Source organism: Rhodococcus rhodochrous (genome assembly GCF_014854695.1).
Lineage (GTDB): Bacteria > Actinomycetota > Actinomycetes > Mycobacteriales > Mycobacteriaceae > Rhodococcus.
In genome coordinates this window covers 5,274,030-5,288,591 of sequence record NZ_CP027557.1, presented here as the reverse complement: position 1 = coordinate 5,288,591, position 14,562 = coordinate 5,274,030, and the positions used below count along the sequence as shown (strand labels likewise).

14 protein-coding genes are annotated in these 14,562 nt (G+C 67.8%); 2 read left to right on the top strand and 12 right to left on the bottom strand.

The features are described from left to right. The first annotated feature begins 26 nt into the window (after window positions 1-26). Window positions 27-1,238 carry an acetyl-CoA C-acetyltransferase gene (locus C6Y44_RS24150; protein WP_159417200.1) on the top strand — a complete coding sequence of 404 codons (1,212 nt, stop codon included), beginning with the start codon at window positions 27-29 and terminating at the stop codon, window positions 1,236-1,238. Window positions 1,239-1,410: 172 nt separating this feature from the next. After that, window positions 1,411-2,271, top strand: a complete 861-nt coding sequence (locus tag C6Y44_RS24145) for an endonuclease domain-containing protein (protein WP_159417201.1) — start codon at window positions 1,411-1,413, stop codon at window positions 2,269-2,271. A 77-nt stretch (window positions 2,272-2,348) separates the two neighbouring features. Here C6Y44_RS24145 and C6Y44_RS24140 read toward each other — a convergent pair whose 3' ends face one another. The 12 genes from C6Y44_RS24140 to C6Y44_RS24085 form a co-directional block, all read right to left on the bottom strand. After that, window positions 2,349-3,449 (bottom strand): class I SAM-dependent methyltransferase, encoded by a 1,101-nt coding sequence (locus tag C6Y44_RS24140; protein ID WP_404817780.1) that lies wholly within the window; start codon window positions 3,447-3,449, stop codon window positions 2,349-2,351. A gap of 76 nt (window positions 3,450-3,525) precedes the next feature. Further along, window positions 3,526-4,419, bottom strand: a complete 894-nt coding sequence (locus C6Y44_RS24135) for a LysR family transcriptional regulator (protein WP_120280842.1) — start codon at window positions 4,417-4,419, stop codon at window positions 3,526-3,528. Window positions 4,420-4,423: 4 nt separating this feature from the next. Next, complete coding sequence (locus C6Y44_RS24130) at window positions 4,424-5,293, bottom strand: LysR family transcriptional regulator (RefSeq protein WP_120280841.1); 870 nt, start codon at window positions 5,291-5,293, stop codon at window positions 4,424-4,426. Window positions 5,294-5,337: 44 nt separating this feature from the next. Next, window positions 5,338-6,132: an enoyl-CoA hydratase/isomerase family protein gene (locus C6Y44_RS24125; RefSeq protein ID WP_120280840.1), complete on the bottom strand. Its 795-nt coding sequence runs from the start codon at window positions 6,130-6,132 to the stop codon at window positions 5,338-5,340. Window positions 6,133-6,134: 2 nt separating this feature from the next. After that, window positions 6,135-6,896 (bottom strand): crotonase/enoyl-CoA hydratase family protein, encoded by a 762-nt coding sequence (locus tag C6Y44_RS24120; RefSeq protein WP_159417203.1) that lies wholly within the window; start codon window positions 6,894-6,896, stop codon window positions 6,135-6,137. Window position 6,897: 1 nt separating this feature from the next. Continuing rightward, window positions 6,898-7,962, bottom strand: coding sequence for an MBL fold metallo-hydrolase (locus C6Y44_RS24115; RefSeq protein ID WP_159417204.1), 1,065 nt, complete (start codon window positions 7,960-7,962; stop codon window positions 6,898-6,900). Then, window positions 7,959-9,524 (bottom strand): long-chain-fatty-acid--CoA ligase, encoded by a 1,566-nt coding sequence (locus C6Y44_RS24110; protein ID WP_159417205.1) that lies wholly within the window; start codon window positions 9,522-9,524, stop codon window positions 7,959-7,961. Before C6Y44_RS24110 ends, C6Y44_RS24115 begins: the two co-directional genes overlap by 4 nt. A 198-nt stretch (window positions 9,525-9,722) precedes the next feature. Then, window positions 9,723-10,046: a putative quinol monooxygenase gene (locus C6Y44_RS24105; protein ID WP_159417206.1), complete on the bottom strand. Its 324-nt coding sequence runs from the start codon at window positions 10,044-10,046 to the stop codon at window positions 9,723-9,725. Window positions 10,047-10,057: 11 nt separating this feature from the next. Then, window positions 10,058-11,707 carry a chaperonin GroEL gene (gene groL / locus C6Y44_RS24100; RefSeq protein ID WP_159417207.1) on the bottom strand — a complete coding sequence of 550 codons (1,650 nt, stop codon included), beginning with the start codon at window positions 11,705-11,707 and terminating at the stop codon, window positions 10,058-10,060. Between the two features lie 31 nt (window positions 11,708-11,738). Beyond that, entirely contained in the window at window positions 11,739-12,764 is a 1,026-nt protein-coding gene (locus tag C6Y44_RS24095) for an NAD(P)-dependent alcohol dehydrogenase (RefSeq protein WP_120280837.1), read from the bottom strand. After that, complete coding sequence (locus tag C6Y44_RS24090; protein WP_159417208.1) at window positions 12,761-13,516, bottom strand: iron-sulfur cluster assembly protein; 756 nt, start codon at window positions 13,514-13,516, stop codon at window positions 12,761-12,763. The genes C6Y44_RS24095 and C6Y44_RS24090 overlap by 4 nt, the downstream gene beginning before the upstream one ends. Further along, the gene (locus C6Y44_RS24085) at window positions 13,513-14,556 is read right to left on the bottom strand and encodes an amidohydrolase family protein (protein WP_016692546.1); all 1,044 of its coding nucleotides are present in this window, start codon (window positions 14,554-14,556) and stop codon (window positions 13,513-13,515) included. Before C6Y44_RS24085 ends, C6Y44_RS24090 begins: the two co-directional genes overlap by 4 nt. Window positions 14,557-14,562: the final 6 nt, after the last annotated feature.

Below are 14,562 nucleotides of genomic sequence, written 5' to 3'. Positions count from 1 at the left end.
TCTCACTCTCTTCCCGAAAGGTCATCATGCGCGAAGTAGTCATCTGCGAGCCGGTCCGTACCCCGATCGGCCGCTACGGCGGAATGTTCAAGTCCCTCACCGCAGTCGATCTCGGTGTCGCGGCACTGAAGGGTCTGCTCGAGCGCACCGGTGTTGCACCCGAACAGGTTCAGGACGTCATCCTCGGCCACTGCAACGGCAACAGCGAGGCCCCGGCCATCGGCCGCGTCGTCGCCCTCGACGCCGGTCTGCCGATCACGGTGCCCGGCATGCACATCGACCGCCGTTGTGGTTCGGGCCTGCAGGCCGTCATCCAGGCCGCTTTCCAGGTCGGTAACGGCGACCACGATCTCGTCGTCGCCGGTGGCACCGAGTCGATGAGCAACGCCGCGTTCTACTCCACCGACATCCGCTGGGGCGGCGCCCGCACCGGCGTGCAGATGCACGACGGTCTGGTCCGCGCTCGCTCGACCGCCGGTGGCCGCTTCTATCCGGTGCCCGGCGGCATGATCGAGACCGCGGAGAACCTGCGTCGCGAGTACTCGATCTCCCGCGACGAGCAGGACGAGCTCGCCCTGAACTCGCACCTGCGTGCCGTCCACGCCCAGAAGAACGGCATCCTCGCCGAGGAGATCATCCCCGTCACGGTCAGCAGCCGTAAGGGCGACGAGGTCATCGACACCGACGAGCACCCGCGCCCCGACATCAGCCTGGAGACCCTCGCCAAGCTGAAGCCGATCATGGGCAAGCAGGACCCCGAGGCCACCGTCACCGCCGGCAACGCCAGCGGCCAGAACGACGCCGCGTCCATGGCGATCGTCACCACCCCGGAGAAGGCCGCCGAGCTGGGCCTGACCCCGCTGGTGCGGTTCGTCTCGTGGGGTGTGGCGGGCGTCGAGCCCAAAGTCATGGGCATCGGTCCCGTGCCGGCCACCGAGGTCGCCCTCGCCAAGGCGGGCATCACCCTCGCCGACGTCGACCTCATCGAACTCAACGAGGCGTTCGCCGCGCAGGCCCTCGCCGTGACCCGCGAGTGGAAGTTCGGCAAGGCCGACTTCGAGCGCACCAACGTCCACGGCTCCGGCATCTCGCTCGGCCACCCGGTCGGCGCGACCGGCGGACGCATGCTCGCCACCCTCGCCCGCGAGCTGCACCGTCGCGAGGCCCGCTACGGCCTCGAGACCATGTGCATCGGCGGCGGCCAGGGTCTGGCAGCGATCTTCGAGCGCGTCGCGTAAGCAGACAGCTCCCGGGTTCGGGGAGGTTGTGTCCGGTTCTTCGAAAAACCTGGACACAACCTCCCCGAACTTCTTTCGTCGCAGATGACCGGCCTGGGGATGACGTCGGGTTGTCCACAACCGGGCCCCGATGCGGCGTCCGGACGGGAGTCGCGCCCGGCATGCTCGGCGCGTGATCGACTTCGACGAACCGTTCTCGGGGCGTGCGGCACTCGTAGCCGGCCTCGTCACGCGGCATCGGCTCGCACGCGACTTCGTCCACCTCCACCGCGACGTCTACATCCGACGAGGGATACCGGCGACCCCGCTGCTGCGCGCGAAGGCGGCATGGTTGTGGTCGCAGAGCCGTGGCGTCCTCGCGGGAGTCTCTGCCGCTGCCGTGCACGGCACTCGGTGGCTCGACCCTGATGCGGCGGCCGAACTCGTCCGCTCCGATCACGTCCGGTCGGTGCCGGGAATCTCGGTCCGACGCGCGCCGAAGCTCGACACCTGCGTGGTCGGCGGGATGGTCGCGACCACACCTGCGCAGACCGCCTTCGATCTCGCCCGACGAATGCCGCTCGACCGGGCCGTCGAAACGATCGACGCGCTCTGCAACGCGACCGGCCTGAAGGTTCGTGAGATCGAGGAACTCGCGACGAGGAGCAAGGGGGCACACGGTATCGGTGCCGTGCCGCGGGTACTTGCCCTCGTCGACGGTGGAGCTGCGTCACCACCCGAGACCCATACGCGTCTGCTTCTCGTCCGTGCCGGTCTCCCACCGCCGGAGACCCAGATCGAGATCTTCGACGGCGACGAGTTCGTGGCGCGAGCCGACATGGGATGGAAGCGGTGGCGGGTGCTCGTGGAGTACGACGGCGTGCAGCACTGGACCGACCCCACTCAGCGGACCCGCGACATCGACCGGTACGCGGTGCTGCCCGAACTGGGGTGGACGGTCATCAGGGTCGGTGCCGACCTCCTCTACCGGCGCCCCGAAGTCTTCGTCGAACGGGTGCGGCGTGCTCTGGGAGCGGCCGGTGCGCCCGTCTGAGCCGAACTTCGGGGAGGTTGTGTGCGTGCATTTCGAAAAACGCGACCACAACCTCCCCGAAGTTCCGGCGGGCGCCGCTATTCGGTGCGGAGGAGGTAGAAGCGGAAGAAGCCGAAGTCCTCGATGGGGAGCACGTCGACCTCGGTGAAACCGGCGTCGAGGGCGTAGCGGCGCAGGGTCGCGGGACGCATGACGGTGCCTGTCCCGGCGCTCGGTGTGTGGCTCATGCCGTCGGGGAGGCAGATGGTGAGGCTGTAGCCGTACATGAGCCGTTCGACGTCGTCGCCGGGTGCGGTGAAGGTGTCGGCGACCGCTTCGTCCATGACGATCATGAACCCGCCGGGTGCGAGCGAACGTCGCACGGCAGCCAGTACCTCGACCGGTTGCGGCATGTCGTGGACGCATTCGAACGCGAAGGCCGCGTGGAAGTTTCCGCCGGGCAGTTCGGACGCGTCGCACTGCGTGAACGTGACGCGTTGCGCCACATCGGCATTCTCCGCGAGGTTCGACCGGGCCATCTCGACCGACGGGGCATCGATGTCGAAGCCCTGCACCTTCGCCTCCGGATAGGTGCGTGCGATCGTGATCGTCGACCATCCTCCGCCGCAGCCGATGTCGGCGATCTGCGCGCCCGGTTGTCCGAGCACCCGGTCGACCTCCGGTACCGACCGCAGGGCATCGGGCAGGGCCTTCTCGAACAGCGGCCTGTTCGCGTCGGCCTGCGACTCGCACACGTCGCGGCCGAACTGACTCCAGCTCACTCCGCCGCCGTTGCGGTAGGCCTCGAGCAGGCCGGGTAGTTGCATGGTCGCGCCGACGATCATCCGGGCGAGCGGCGCCATGTACGCCAGGTTGCGTGGATCGGTGAGCACTTCGCGACCGGCCGACGACAGAGCGAAGCGCGGGGGATCGCCGTCGTCGACGTCGAGCAGACCGGTCACGGCCTGCTGCTCGAGCCACTCACGGGTGTACCGCGGGTGCGTGCCGGTGCGTTCGGCCAGTTCGTCGGCCGTCGCAGGCCCGTCGTCGGCGAGGCTTCGGTACCAGCCGAGCCGGTCGCCGATCAGGATCATGAGGGTGTCCATGGTGCCGAGGACGGAATCGAGGACGCGCTGCGCGTAGGTGTCGACGGAGTCGAGGTGGACGGGGGAGGAGGTCGAAGTGGACATACGGATCATCTCCCGAGGACGGAAGTGGACGTCGTACCCACCTATGGTCGCGCCCGGACCTCCGGATGTCACCGTCCCGACGAACTCACTCGACCGGGGCTGTCTCCTCGGACGACCGTACGAAGTCGACGAAGGCGCGTCCCGCTCTCGACAGTGAAACCGGGTCGAACACCAGTCCGTACGACTGCGCGAAGGCCGGCTCGCACGGACGGACCACCGCGATGTCCTGGACCGACTCGGCGAGGGACCGTTCGACGAACGACCCGCCGAGCCCCGCGAGCACCATCGGCAGGCGGGCCTCGCGATGATCGGTGAGCACGGAGATGGGACGGCGCACCTCGGCCTGTCGCATCGCGTAGTCGATCGCGTCGCTCACCGATCCCATTCCCCGGGGAACGAACACCATCGGGATGTCGGGGAGTTCGGCCAAGGACAGCGGCCCGGGTGGCAGGTCGGTGCCGGGGGGATAGGCGAGCCAGTATTCGGTCTGTCCGAGTTCGATGATCTCGAGACCCACCTCGTCCTCGACGGGCAGGTGGGTGACGACGAACTCGCAGTGTCCGTCGTGGATGACCGACGCGGTGAACTCCTCCGCACGCAGATCACCGAGGCGCGCGGTGACCTTGGGATGGAGGCGGCGGAACTCGGAGACCAGGTCGACGATCGGGCCGGTCGCGAGAGCGGGGAAGACCATCAGATCCAGTCGGCCCGTCACCTCGGTCGTCGACACGGTGAGCAGCTCCTCGACCGCGTTCACATCGCGGAGGATCTGCCGGCTCGGGCCGATCAGCGCCTTGCCCGCCGCGGTGAGCACCATGCCGCGCCCGATGCGGTGGAACAGTTGCACGCCCAGCTCGCGCTCGAGGCTGCGCAGTGCCTGGGAGACGGTGGGCTGGGCGACGCCGAGCTCGGCGGCCGCGCCGTTGATGCCGTCGTTCTCCACGACGGCGAGGAAGTATTCGACCTGACGGAACTCCATGTCGTCACGCTTCCCAGGAGGTGCCGGTGGTGGTCGCCACGAATGCGGCGGCAGCGGGGGACAGATCGCCGGGGCGCATCACCAACCCGACGGGACGCCGGAACGGCGGGTCCAGCGGCCGGATGACCGCACCGGGGATCTGCTTCTCGGCGACGCGACGCGGAACGACCGTCCCGGCGGTGCCGCGCTCGACGAACTGCCACAGGGCGGCCTGGTTGGCGCAGTCGACGACGACGTTCTGCTCGCCGAGCAGTTCACCGGTCCGCGCGGCGCTTGCCCGGGAGCCGAGGTCGAGGACCAGCGGGAAGTCGCGGACCTGGGCCCGGGTGACCGGGTCGGGCACGTCGGCGGCGAGGTCGGGATGCAGGGCGAGCACCATCTCCTGCTCGAGGACGGGGACGGTGATCATGCCGGCGTGCTCGACCGACAGGTCGGTGATGCCGATCTCCGCCTCGCCGCGGCGCAGCGCCGCGTGGACCCCGGGAGGCCCTTCGGCGTCGTTCACCCGCACGGTCAGGTTGGGGTAGCGCTGACGGAAGCGCTGGACGAACTCGATGACGGGGTGGATCGAGAACGTCGCGAAGGTGACGATCTCGACGCGACCGGCCTCGAGGTCGCGCACCGCCGCGACCTTCTGTTTCGCCCGCTCGACGTCGGCCAGGATGCGGCGCGCGGCGACCTCGAGGACACGACCGTCCTCGGTGAGGGTGAGCCGTCGGCCGGTGCGGTCGAACAGGGTCGTGCCGAGCCGTCGTTCGAGGGTGCGGATGGCCTGCGATAACGATGGCTGCGAAATATAGAGTGCCTGAGCAGCTTTCGTGATTCCGCCGTGGTCGACGACGGCCACGAAATAGGTCACGAGGTGCAGGTCCACCCGATTATCGTAGGTGACGCCCCGAATCGTCCCGCACGTAACCGTCAGGAAGGGGTGTCGACCGGGCGCGGTACCTGCCATCCGCCGGTGAACGACGGCTCGCGTTTCTCGACGAAGGCGCGCATCGCGTCGGGCGCGTCGGTGGCGTGATTGACCGCCTGCGAACGCGCCTCGTTCTCGAGTGCCTCGCGGAGCGTGAGCGACGAACCCTGCTCGAGCATCCGCGCCGACATGCTCACCGCGACCGGTGGGGCGGCGGCCAGTCGCGCGGCCAGTTCGGCGGCGCGACCGGCGAGGGCGTCGGGCTCGACGAGCTCGGTCACCAGCCCGAGGCCGTACGCTTCCTCGGCGCTCACGATGTCGGCGAGCATGACCAGACGCTTCGCCTGGTGCAATCCGACGAGGCGCGGCAGGATCCACGATCCGCCGAAGTCGACCGACAGTCCGCGCCGCGCGAAGATCTGGCTGAACTTCGCCGTCCGGGAGGCGACGACCACGTCGCACAGCAGCGCCATGTTCCATCCGGCGCCCACCGCATACCCCTCGACCTGCGCGACCAGCGGTTTGGAGAACTCGGCGACGGCGAGCGCCGTCGCGTTGATCTCCCGCATGCGGTCGAGGGGATGGGTGGAGTCGCGCCGTTCCATGTCGGCGCCGGTGCAGAAGTCGCCACCGGCGCCGGTGAGGATCACTGCGCGGACGGAGTCGTCGTGCTGGAGCGCACCGAACGTCTCACGCAACGATCGCCATGCATCGAGCGTCATCGCGTTCTTGCGCTCCGGTCGACTCAGCGTGATCGTGGCGACCGAGCCGTCCTGCGCGACCAGCACGTCCGACATTCCTACTCGCCCTTCCAGACCGGTGCGCGCTTCTCGGCGAACGCCCGAGCGCCTTCCTTGGCGTCGGCCGACGCGAAGACCGGGTCGATGAACTTGCGCTGCGCGACGAAGGCATCGGGGTCGGTGTAGTTGGCGGCCATCGCGACGACCTGCTTGGTGGCCTTGACGGCGAGGGGGCCGTTCACCGCGACGCGGGCGGCGAGTTCCTTTGCCACGGTGAGTGCCTCACCGGGCTCGGTGACGCGGTTGACCAGACCGTGCTGGTGGGCGACCTCGGCGGTGAGCGGGTCACCGGTGATGGCCAGCTCCATCGCGAGCGGGTAGGGCAGGATCTTCGGCAGGCGCAGCAGGCCACCGGCCGCCGCGGCGAGTCCGCGCTTGACCTCGGGGATACCGAACTTCGCTTCGCGCGACGCGACGATCAGGTCGGCGGACAGGGCGAGTTCGCATCCACCGGCCAGAGCCCAGCCCTCGACGGCGGCGATGAGCGGCTTGCTCGGCGGTGCCTCGGTGATGCCACCGAATCCCCGACCGGGGATCGACGGCTTCTCACCGCGCGCGAACGCCTTCAGGTCCATTCCGGCGCAGAACGTTCCGCCGGCGCCGGTGAGGATGCCGATGGTCAGGTCGGGACGTGCCTCGAACTCGTCGATGGCCGCGGCCAGCGCCTCCGAGACCTCGAGGTTCACGGCGTTCTTGGCCTCGGGGCGGTTGAGGGTGAACACCGCGACGCCGTCGGCGAATTCGGTGAGGACAACGCTCATGTCAGTTTTCCTTCGTATCGGTCGGAGCGGAGAGAGTCCAGCGGGCGGGAGTTCCGCCGTCGGAACGGATGTCGCCTCGATCGGCGAGAACGATGAGATGGGCCTGGGTCTCGCGGACGGCGAGGCGCTGCAGCCGGGGATCCATCGCGTCGATGGGGCGCGACCAGGTGACGCGGGTCGTGATCTCCCAGGCCGTCGATTCGGGCCGGACGGCGACGGCTTCGCGGATCTCGTCGAGACGGACCTCGTGGTGGTCCATGAGTTGGCGTGCACGCTCGGTGATTCCGCGGAAGCGGTACTCGTGAGCCGGTAGTACCTCGCAGTCCGGCAGGGCCGTCGTCGCGTGCAGCGACAACAGGTAGCGGTGCAGTGGGTCGCCCAGTTCGCCGGGGCCCGAGGAGATGTTGGGGCTGATGCGCGGGAGCATGTGGTCGCCGCTGAACAGCAGGTCGCGGTCGCGGTCGACGAACGCAAGATGTCCGGGTGTGTGGCCGGGTGTCCACACCGCTTCGATGTTCCATCCGGGGAGATCGAGTCGATCACCGTGGGCGAGAACTACATCGGCGCTCTCGCCTTCGGGGAAGCGCACGAGTTCGAAGCGGGCGGCTTCGACCACCTCGGACGGTGCGCCGAGCCCGGTGAGGTCCACGCGCCATGCTTCCTTGTCGGCGGCGACATCCTCCGGGGTGAAGTGCCCGAGGGCGGTGGCGTCGGCGGCGTGCATCGCGATGACGGCGCCGGTCGTCTCCTTCAGGCGGGGTGCCAGACCGAAATGGTCGGGATGCAGGTGGGTGATCGCCGCGTAGCGCACGTCGGTGATGTGGTGGCCGGTCGCGGCGACACCGGCGACGAGGGTGTCCCACGACTCCTCGGTGTCCATACCGAGGTCGATCAGAGCGAGACCGTCGTCGAGTGCGAGCGCGTACGAGAGTACGTACCGCAGCGGGTTCTTCGGCATCGGGACCGGGATCGACCACAGTCCCGGACGCACTTCCTCGACGGGCGGCAGTACTCCGGCGGCCCATGCTTCACGCTGGACGGCGCCGAGGTCCTCGGTGACGATCATGGCGTCGTTCCCTCCTGCACGGGAGCGAACTCGTTACGCAGTGTGCGCTTGAGGATCTTTCCGCTCGCGTTGCGGGGCAGTTCGTCGACGAAGTGGATGTGCCGGGGCTTCTTGTAGGACGCGAGTCGCTCCACCGTGAATTGGAGGAGTTCGTCCTCGGTCGGGCGGGATGCGCCCGGCGCGACCCGCACGACGGCGGTGACGGCCTCACCCCAACGGTCGTCGGGCACACCGACGACGGCGACCTCCGCGACGGCGGGGTGTTCGGACAGGACGGATTCGACCTCGATCGGGTAGACGTTCTCGCCACCCGAGATGATCATGTCTTTCACGCGGTCGGTGACGAACAGGTAGCCGTCGGAGTCGATGTGTCCGGCGTCGCCGGTGCGCAGGAAACCGTCGGCCGTGAACAGGGCCGCGTTCTCGGCGTCGCGACGCCAGTAGCCCGACGTGTTGTTGCGCGACCGGCAGACGATCTCGCCGGTCTGACCGTCGGGAAGCGGTTCACCTGTAGCGATGTCGCGGATCTCGACCTCGACACCGGGGAGCGGGCTGCCGGCCGAACGCAGCAGGTACGAGCGGGATCCGTGCGGGTCGTGGTCGTCGGCACGCAGGGCCGTGAGGGCACCCATCGTCTCGGTCATGCCGTAACGCTGGACGAAGCGGCAGCCGAGGGTGTCCATGGCGCGGGCGAGCTGGGTGGGCGTGATGGGGGAGGCGCCGTAGGCCACCAGGCGCAGCGTCGACAGGTCGTAGTCCGACAGGTCGGGCATCTCCACGAGCATGTTGATCACCGACGGCACGAGGAATGCGTGGGTGATGCCGTGCTCGGAGATGGCTGCCGCCACAAGGTTCGGGCGCATCTCGCCGAGCAGCACCAGGTGCAGACCCGCCGACAGGGTCGTGCTCATCCAGCCGGCGCCGGCGATATGGAACAGGGGCAGCGCGTCGAGGGACACCGAGTCCTCGGTGAACTCGTACAGCGCGAAGTTCTGCGGTTCGTTGAACAGGTTGTGATGTGTCGCCACAACACCTTTGGGACGACCGGTGGTGCCCGAGGTGTAGAGCTGCAGCACCTCGGTCCGTGGGTCGTCGCCGAAGCCGGGATCGATGTCGTCACCGGAGGCGACGAAGTCGTCCCACGAGCGTGCGCCGGGAACGGTGGAGGCGTCGCCGACCACGACGATCTGTGCGTCGGGCAGGACCGCGGTGGCAGCACGGGCGGATGCGGCGAACTCGTCCTCGACGATCAGGACGTCGAGCTGCGCGTCGTCGGCGATGTCGGCGATCTCGTCCGGATTCAGGCGCCAGTTGAGCGGGGTGAAGACGAGCCCGGCCTTGGCGCAGCCGACGAACGAGGCCGCGCCGGGCAGGCCCATGCGCAGCAGCGCACCGATGCGCATGGACGTCGCCGGAACGGTCGCGAGTGCCGAGGCGACGCGGTTGGTGAGCGCGTCGAACTCGGAGTAGGTGAGGGTCGTTCCGCCGGAGCTGACCGCCGCACGATCCGGATGCTCGACTGCCAGCTGCCGGATTCGGTTGGGAAGGTGCAACTCGCTCACATCACGCTCCTGATCGACACGGCCGACGCGCGGACATGCCGTCCACGCCGGTCCAGTCGATCACGACCGTGACTGCTGCCACAAAGACCTGCAGCCGTACGAAACGTTAGGACAAACCTATGGGCGCACACCGAGACCGACGTCGTGTGCGAAATCCCCGACGAATCTCGCACACGACGTCGGTCTCGATGCGGTCGATCAGTCGATCCGGAGTTCGCCCATCCGGGCCCACTCGGTGCCCGGGATCTCCGTGTTGAGGATGCGCGGGGTCTCGCTCAGCGCCGGCCGCATCGCGTCGAGTCCCTTGCGGAAGTGATCGGACTTCACGTGCTCGGTTCCGGCATCTCCGTCGCGGAACGCCTCGACGAGAACGAATTCGGACGGATCGTCCACGCTGCGGGACCAGTCGAACCACAGGTTCCCCGGTTCGCCCCGGGTTGCTTCGGTGAACTCCGCGGTGGTCTCGAGCCAGCTGTCCTGGTACTCGGGCTTCACCTTGAAACGGACCACGATGAAGATCATCTCGCCTCCGGTCAGTAGATGTTCGAGGGACGGATCATGCCTTCGGCGAGGTCGCCGAAGCCCGGCGCGGGGATCGCCCCGGGATTACCCATGACCTCCTCGACCACGGCGGTCTCGGTGGTGATGAGCAGGGCCGCGATCGACGCCGCGCTCTCGAAGGCCGCCCGGGTGACCTTGAACGGGTCGATCACGCCCTCGTCGAACATATCGCCGTACTCACCGGTGAGGGCATTGAATCCGTGACCGAGCGGCAGACCCTCGACGACCTCGGCGACCTGGTCGCCGTCGAAGCCCGCATTGATCGCGATGCGGCGCATCGGTTCGGCGAGCGCCCGCCGCACCACGTCGCGTCCGACCGCTTCGTCGCCCGGAAGGTCGAGGTCGGCCAGTGCCCGGTGTGCCTGCCCGAGCGCCGTGCCGCCACCGGCGACGACACCTTCCTCGAGAGCCGCGCGGGTCGCGGCGAGTGCGTCCTCGACCCGCAGCATCCGCTCCTTGAGTTCGACGCTGGTCGCGCCACCGACCTTGATGACCGCGACACTGCCGGTCAGCCGTGCCAGCCGCAGTTGCAGCGCGTCCTGATCGGCGTCGATGCGGGCGCGCCGCAGCTGGGTCTCGAGCTGCGCGATGCGGGCCTGCACGAGATTCGGATCGCCGTGACCCCCGACGATCGTCGTGTCGTTCTCGGTGACCGTGATGCGATCGCACGAGCCCAGGTGCTCACGCGTGACCTCGGACAGTTCGATACCGGTGTCCTTGGCGACGACGTGACCGCCGAGCGCCACCGCGAGATCCTCGAGTTCGGCGACCCGCCGGTGCCCGAAGCCCGGGGCGCGCACGACGACGGACTGCATCGTCTTGTGCATGTTGCCGCCGACGAGCAGGTGCAGCGCCGGTCCGTCGACGTCCTCCGCCAGCACCACCAGCGGCCGGTCGGCGCGCTTGGCCGCCTCGATGCTCGGCATGATGTCCTGCACCTGGCTGATCTTCTTGTTGGTGAGCAGCACCAACGGGTTCTCGTGGACCGACTCCATGCGCTCGGGGTCGGTGACCATGTAGCCGGAGATGTAGCCGTGGTCGAACTCGATGCCGTCGACGACGTCCACCGACATGCCGAGCGTGTCGGACTCTTCGGTGGTGACGATGCCGGAGCGTCCCACATGCGCGACGGCGTCGGCGATGACCTCACCGATCGCGTCGTCGTCGCTGGCGGCGAGGGTCGCGATGCGGGCGAGATCCTGCCGGTCGCGGATCTGCACGGCGTGGGCCCGCACGGCGTCGACGACGACGGGCACGGTGCGTTCGATGCCGCGACGCACACGCATCGGGTTGGCGCCCGCCTCGACCGCCCGGAGCCCTTCGCGGACCATGGCCTGCGCGAGCACGGTGGCGGTGGTAGTGCCGTCGCCGACCGTCCCGTTGGTCTTCATCGCGACTTCCTTGACCAGCTGCGCCCCCATGTTCGCGAAGGGGTCGCGCAGCTGGATCTCCCGGGCGATGGTGACGCCGTCGTTGGTGATGGTCGGCGGGCCGGTGAGCTTCTCCAGGACGGCGTTGCGTCCCTTGGGGCCGAGCGTCACCTTCACCGCGTCGGCGAGCGCGTTGACGCCGTATTCGAGCAGGGTGCGGGCTTCCTGTTCGAACCGCAGATCCTTGGCCATGGCGGTTTCCTTTCGTCGATGCGGTTCGGGATCAGGGAACGAGGATCGCGCGACCGCGGACGCGACCGGCATCGAGATCGTCGATGGCCTGCTGGAACTGGTCGAGCGGGTACTTCGTGGTGTGGAGCGTGACCTTGCCCTGCGCGGCAAGGACCATCAGGTCCTGCAGGTCGTTGTAGGAGCCGACGAGATTGCCGATGAAGTTGATCTCCGTCGAGACGATGTCGATGGTGGGGACGTCGATGTTCTCGCCGTAGCCGACGACGTAGTAGTTGCCGGCGCGTCGCAGCATCGCCACGCCTTCCTTGGTGGCGCCGCCTTCGCCGACGAAGTCCACGACGGCCTCGGCTCCGTTGCCGCCGGTGAGATCGAGGACCTGCTGTATGTGGGTGCCGTCGGCGACGATCGCGTGGTCGGCGCCGATCTCGGCGGCGAGTTCCACGGCGTCGGGATTGCGGTCGACGACGACGAGTGTGGCCGCCGAGATCGCCTTCAGCACCTGGATGCCGATGTGGCCGAGACCGCCCGCGCCGATCATCACGCAGGTGTCGCCCGGGTGAAGAAGCTTGGCTGCCTTGGCGACTGCGTGGTAGGCCGTCAGGCCCGCATCGGCGAGAGCAGCGACGTCCGCGGGTTCGAGTGAATCGTCGATACGGACGACGCTGCGGGAGGTCGTCTTCAGGTATTCGGCGTAGCCACCGTGGGTGTCGATACCGGGGAAGGCGTTGTTCTCGCAGTGCACGTCGTCGCCGGAGCGGCACGCGCGGCACTGACCGCACGTGATGAGCGGGTGCAGGATCACCTTGTCGCCCACCGCGACGTTCGTGACCGCATTCCCCACGGCGTGCACCCATCCGGCGTTCTCGTGGCCGATCGTGTACGGCAGTTCGACGCCGCTCTTCTCCGCCCACTGTCCTTCGAGGATGTGGATGTCGGTGCGGCACACCCCGGCACCGCCGATGCGGACGATCACGTCGAGGGGACCTTCGATCTTCGGTTCCGGCACCTCGGTGAGCTGCAGTTTCGTGTGGTAACCCACGACCTGGACGGCCTTCATGACACCCTCCTGACTGGAACGGACGAGGTGGATCTGGCGTCGACGATCCGCGGGCCGGCGGTCCCGTCGTCGTCGGCGTAGCGGGTGGCGAGCAGTCCCCGGCAGAAGTGGGAGTTGCCCTCCATGGAGATGCGCACGGACTTCGCGAACCGCAGTCGCATCGGAATCTTCTCGGCCGGAATCGTTCTGCCGTCGTCGTCGACGAAGACCCGTCCCGCAGGACACAGCGTCAGGCCGAGCGCCAGGCGTCGCCGGATCAGGGCCGACCGGTACCGGCCGGGCGGGATGTCGCTCAGGGTGAGCGACGGCAGGTCGTCGAGAGTGAGCTCGGTGGTGCGGAGCAGCGCCTCGACGCAGCGTTCGAGCGCCGCGAGATGGGCCTTGCGCAGGAAGGTGTGCCGCAGATCCTCGAGGCTGTCGACGGCCTCGACCCCGAAGGTGCCGCGGTAGCCGGCGTTCGCCGCCAATCCGGTGTTGATCTTGTGGCTGTCGTGGTGGTCGTCGAGCAGCACCCGCACCTGCCCGATCCCTTCGACGGCCTCGAGCACGTCCTGCGCGTCCGAGGCCATCAGGTACGCGAAGTTGGGTGAGCAGAAGGCCGTGGGAAGACGCAAGTGGACGGTGACGCCCTCGTCGTCGAGGACCACCGACCGGACGAACCCGAGATCGGTGATGGGCTCGTCCAGTTCGGGGTCGGTGACGTCCGACAACGCCCGCAGGACGTCGTCGGCCGTCACCGGTCCGACCGTCATGACGACACCGCTTCCTGCGCTCCCGCGGCGACCTCGACCCCTTCCTGTCCGGCCGGTTCGGGAAGCCGCAACTCCGCGGGCACATCGATGTCGTACAGCGCCGCCGCGTTGAGTCCGAGGATCTTCTTCTTCTGGTCGGTGGTCAGCGGTGCGTATTCGGTCATGTCCTCGGGGATCTGGAAGTCCACGAACTTCTCGATCAGCCAGCGTGGTGTCCACAGCGCGTAGTCGCTCGAGAACAGGATCTTGTCCTCGCCGATCCAGTACATCAGCTCGCCGATGATCTGCGCGAAATAGCGCGGGCGGGTGTGGATGAACGGGATCGCCACGGCCAGACCGCCGTACACGTTGGATTCCTGCGTCGCGATCCAGCAGAAGTCCTCGAGGCGGGGCAGTCCGACGTGCTCGACGACGAACCGCAGGTCGGTGTAGTCGGTGGCAACCTTGTCGATGTCGGCGACATCGAAGGCATCACGGTCGAGCGGCCTGATGGTCGGGCCCTTGTGCACGTGGATGTTCTTGATGCCCAGCTCGATACATTCCTCGAGATAACGGCGCGACCACTTGTCGTCGAGCTTGTATCCGCGGGAGTCGCCGAACCATTCGGCCGTGTAGAGCTTGACGCCCTGCAGGTTCATGCTTTCCGCGTCGCGCCGCAACTGTTCGAGGCCGGCCTCCTCGTGACGCGGATCGTAGGCGTGGTTGTAGGTGAGCTTGCCCGGATGCTTGCGGGTGAGGGCGAGGCACTCCTCGGTCTGCCCGAAGCCGGTCTTGTAGAACTCGCTCAGCAGCGTCGCCTGGAAGATCGCGTGGTCGACGTAGCCGTCGACGAACAGGTCCTTCATGAACCTCTCGCTGCCGTAGTAGGCGTAGGTGTCGAAGTCCCACACCTCCTCCTGCGGGCTGAGGTTCCTGTGGTAGTCGTAGAAGCAGTCGATGAACTGCTGGCCGTGGATGTTCTTCAGGTTGGAAGCCCGTGCGTCCCAGATGTGTACGTGAGCGTCGACGATGAAGTAGTTCTCGTCGTTCTTGGAATACATGTCGTA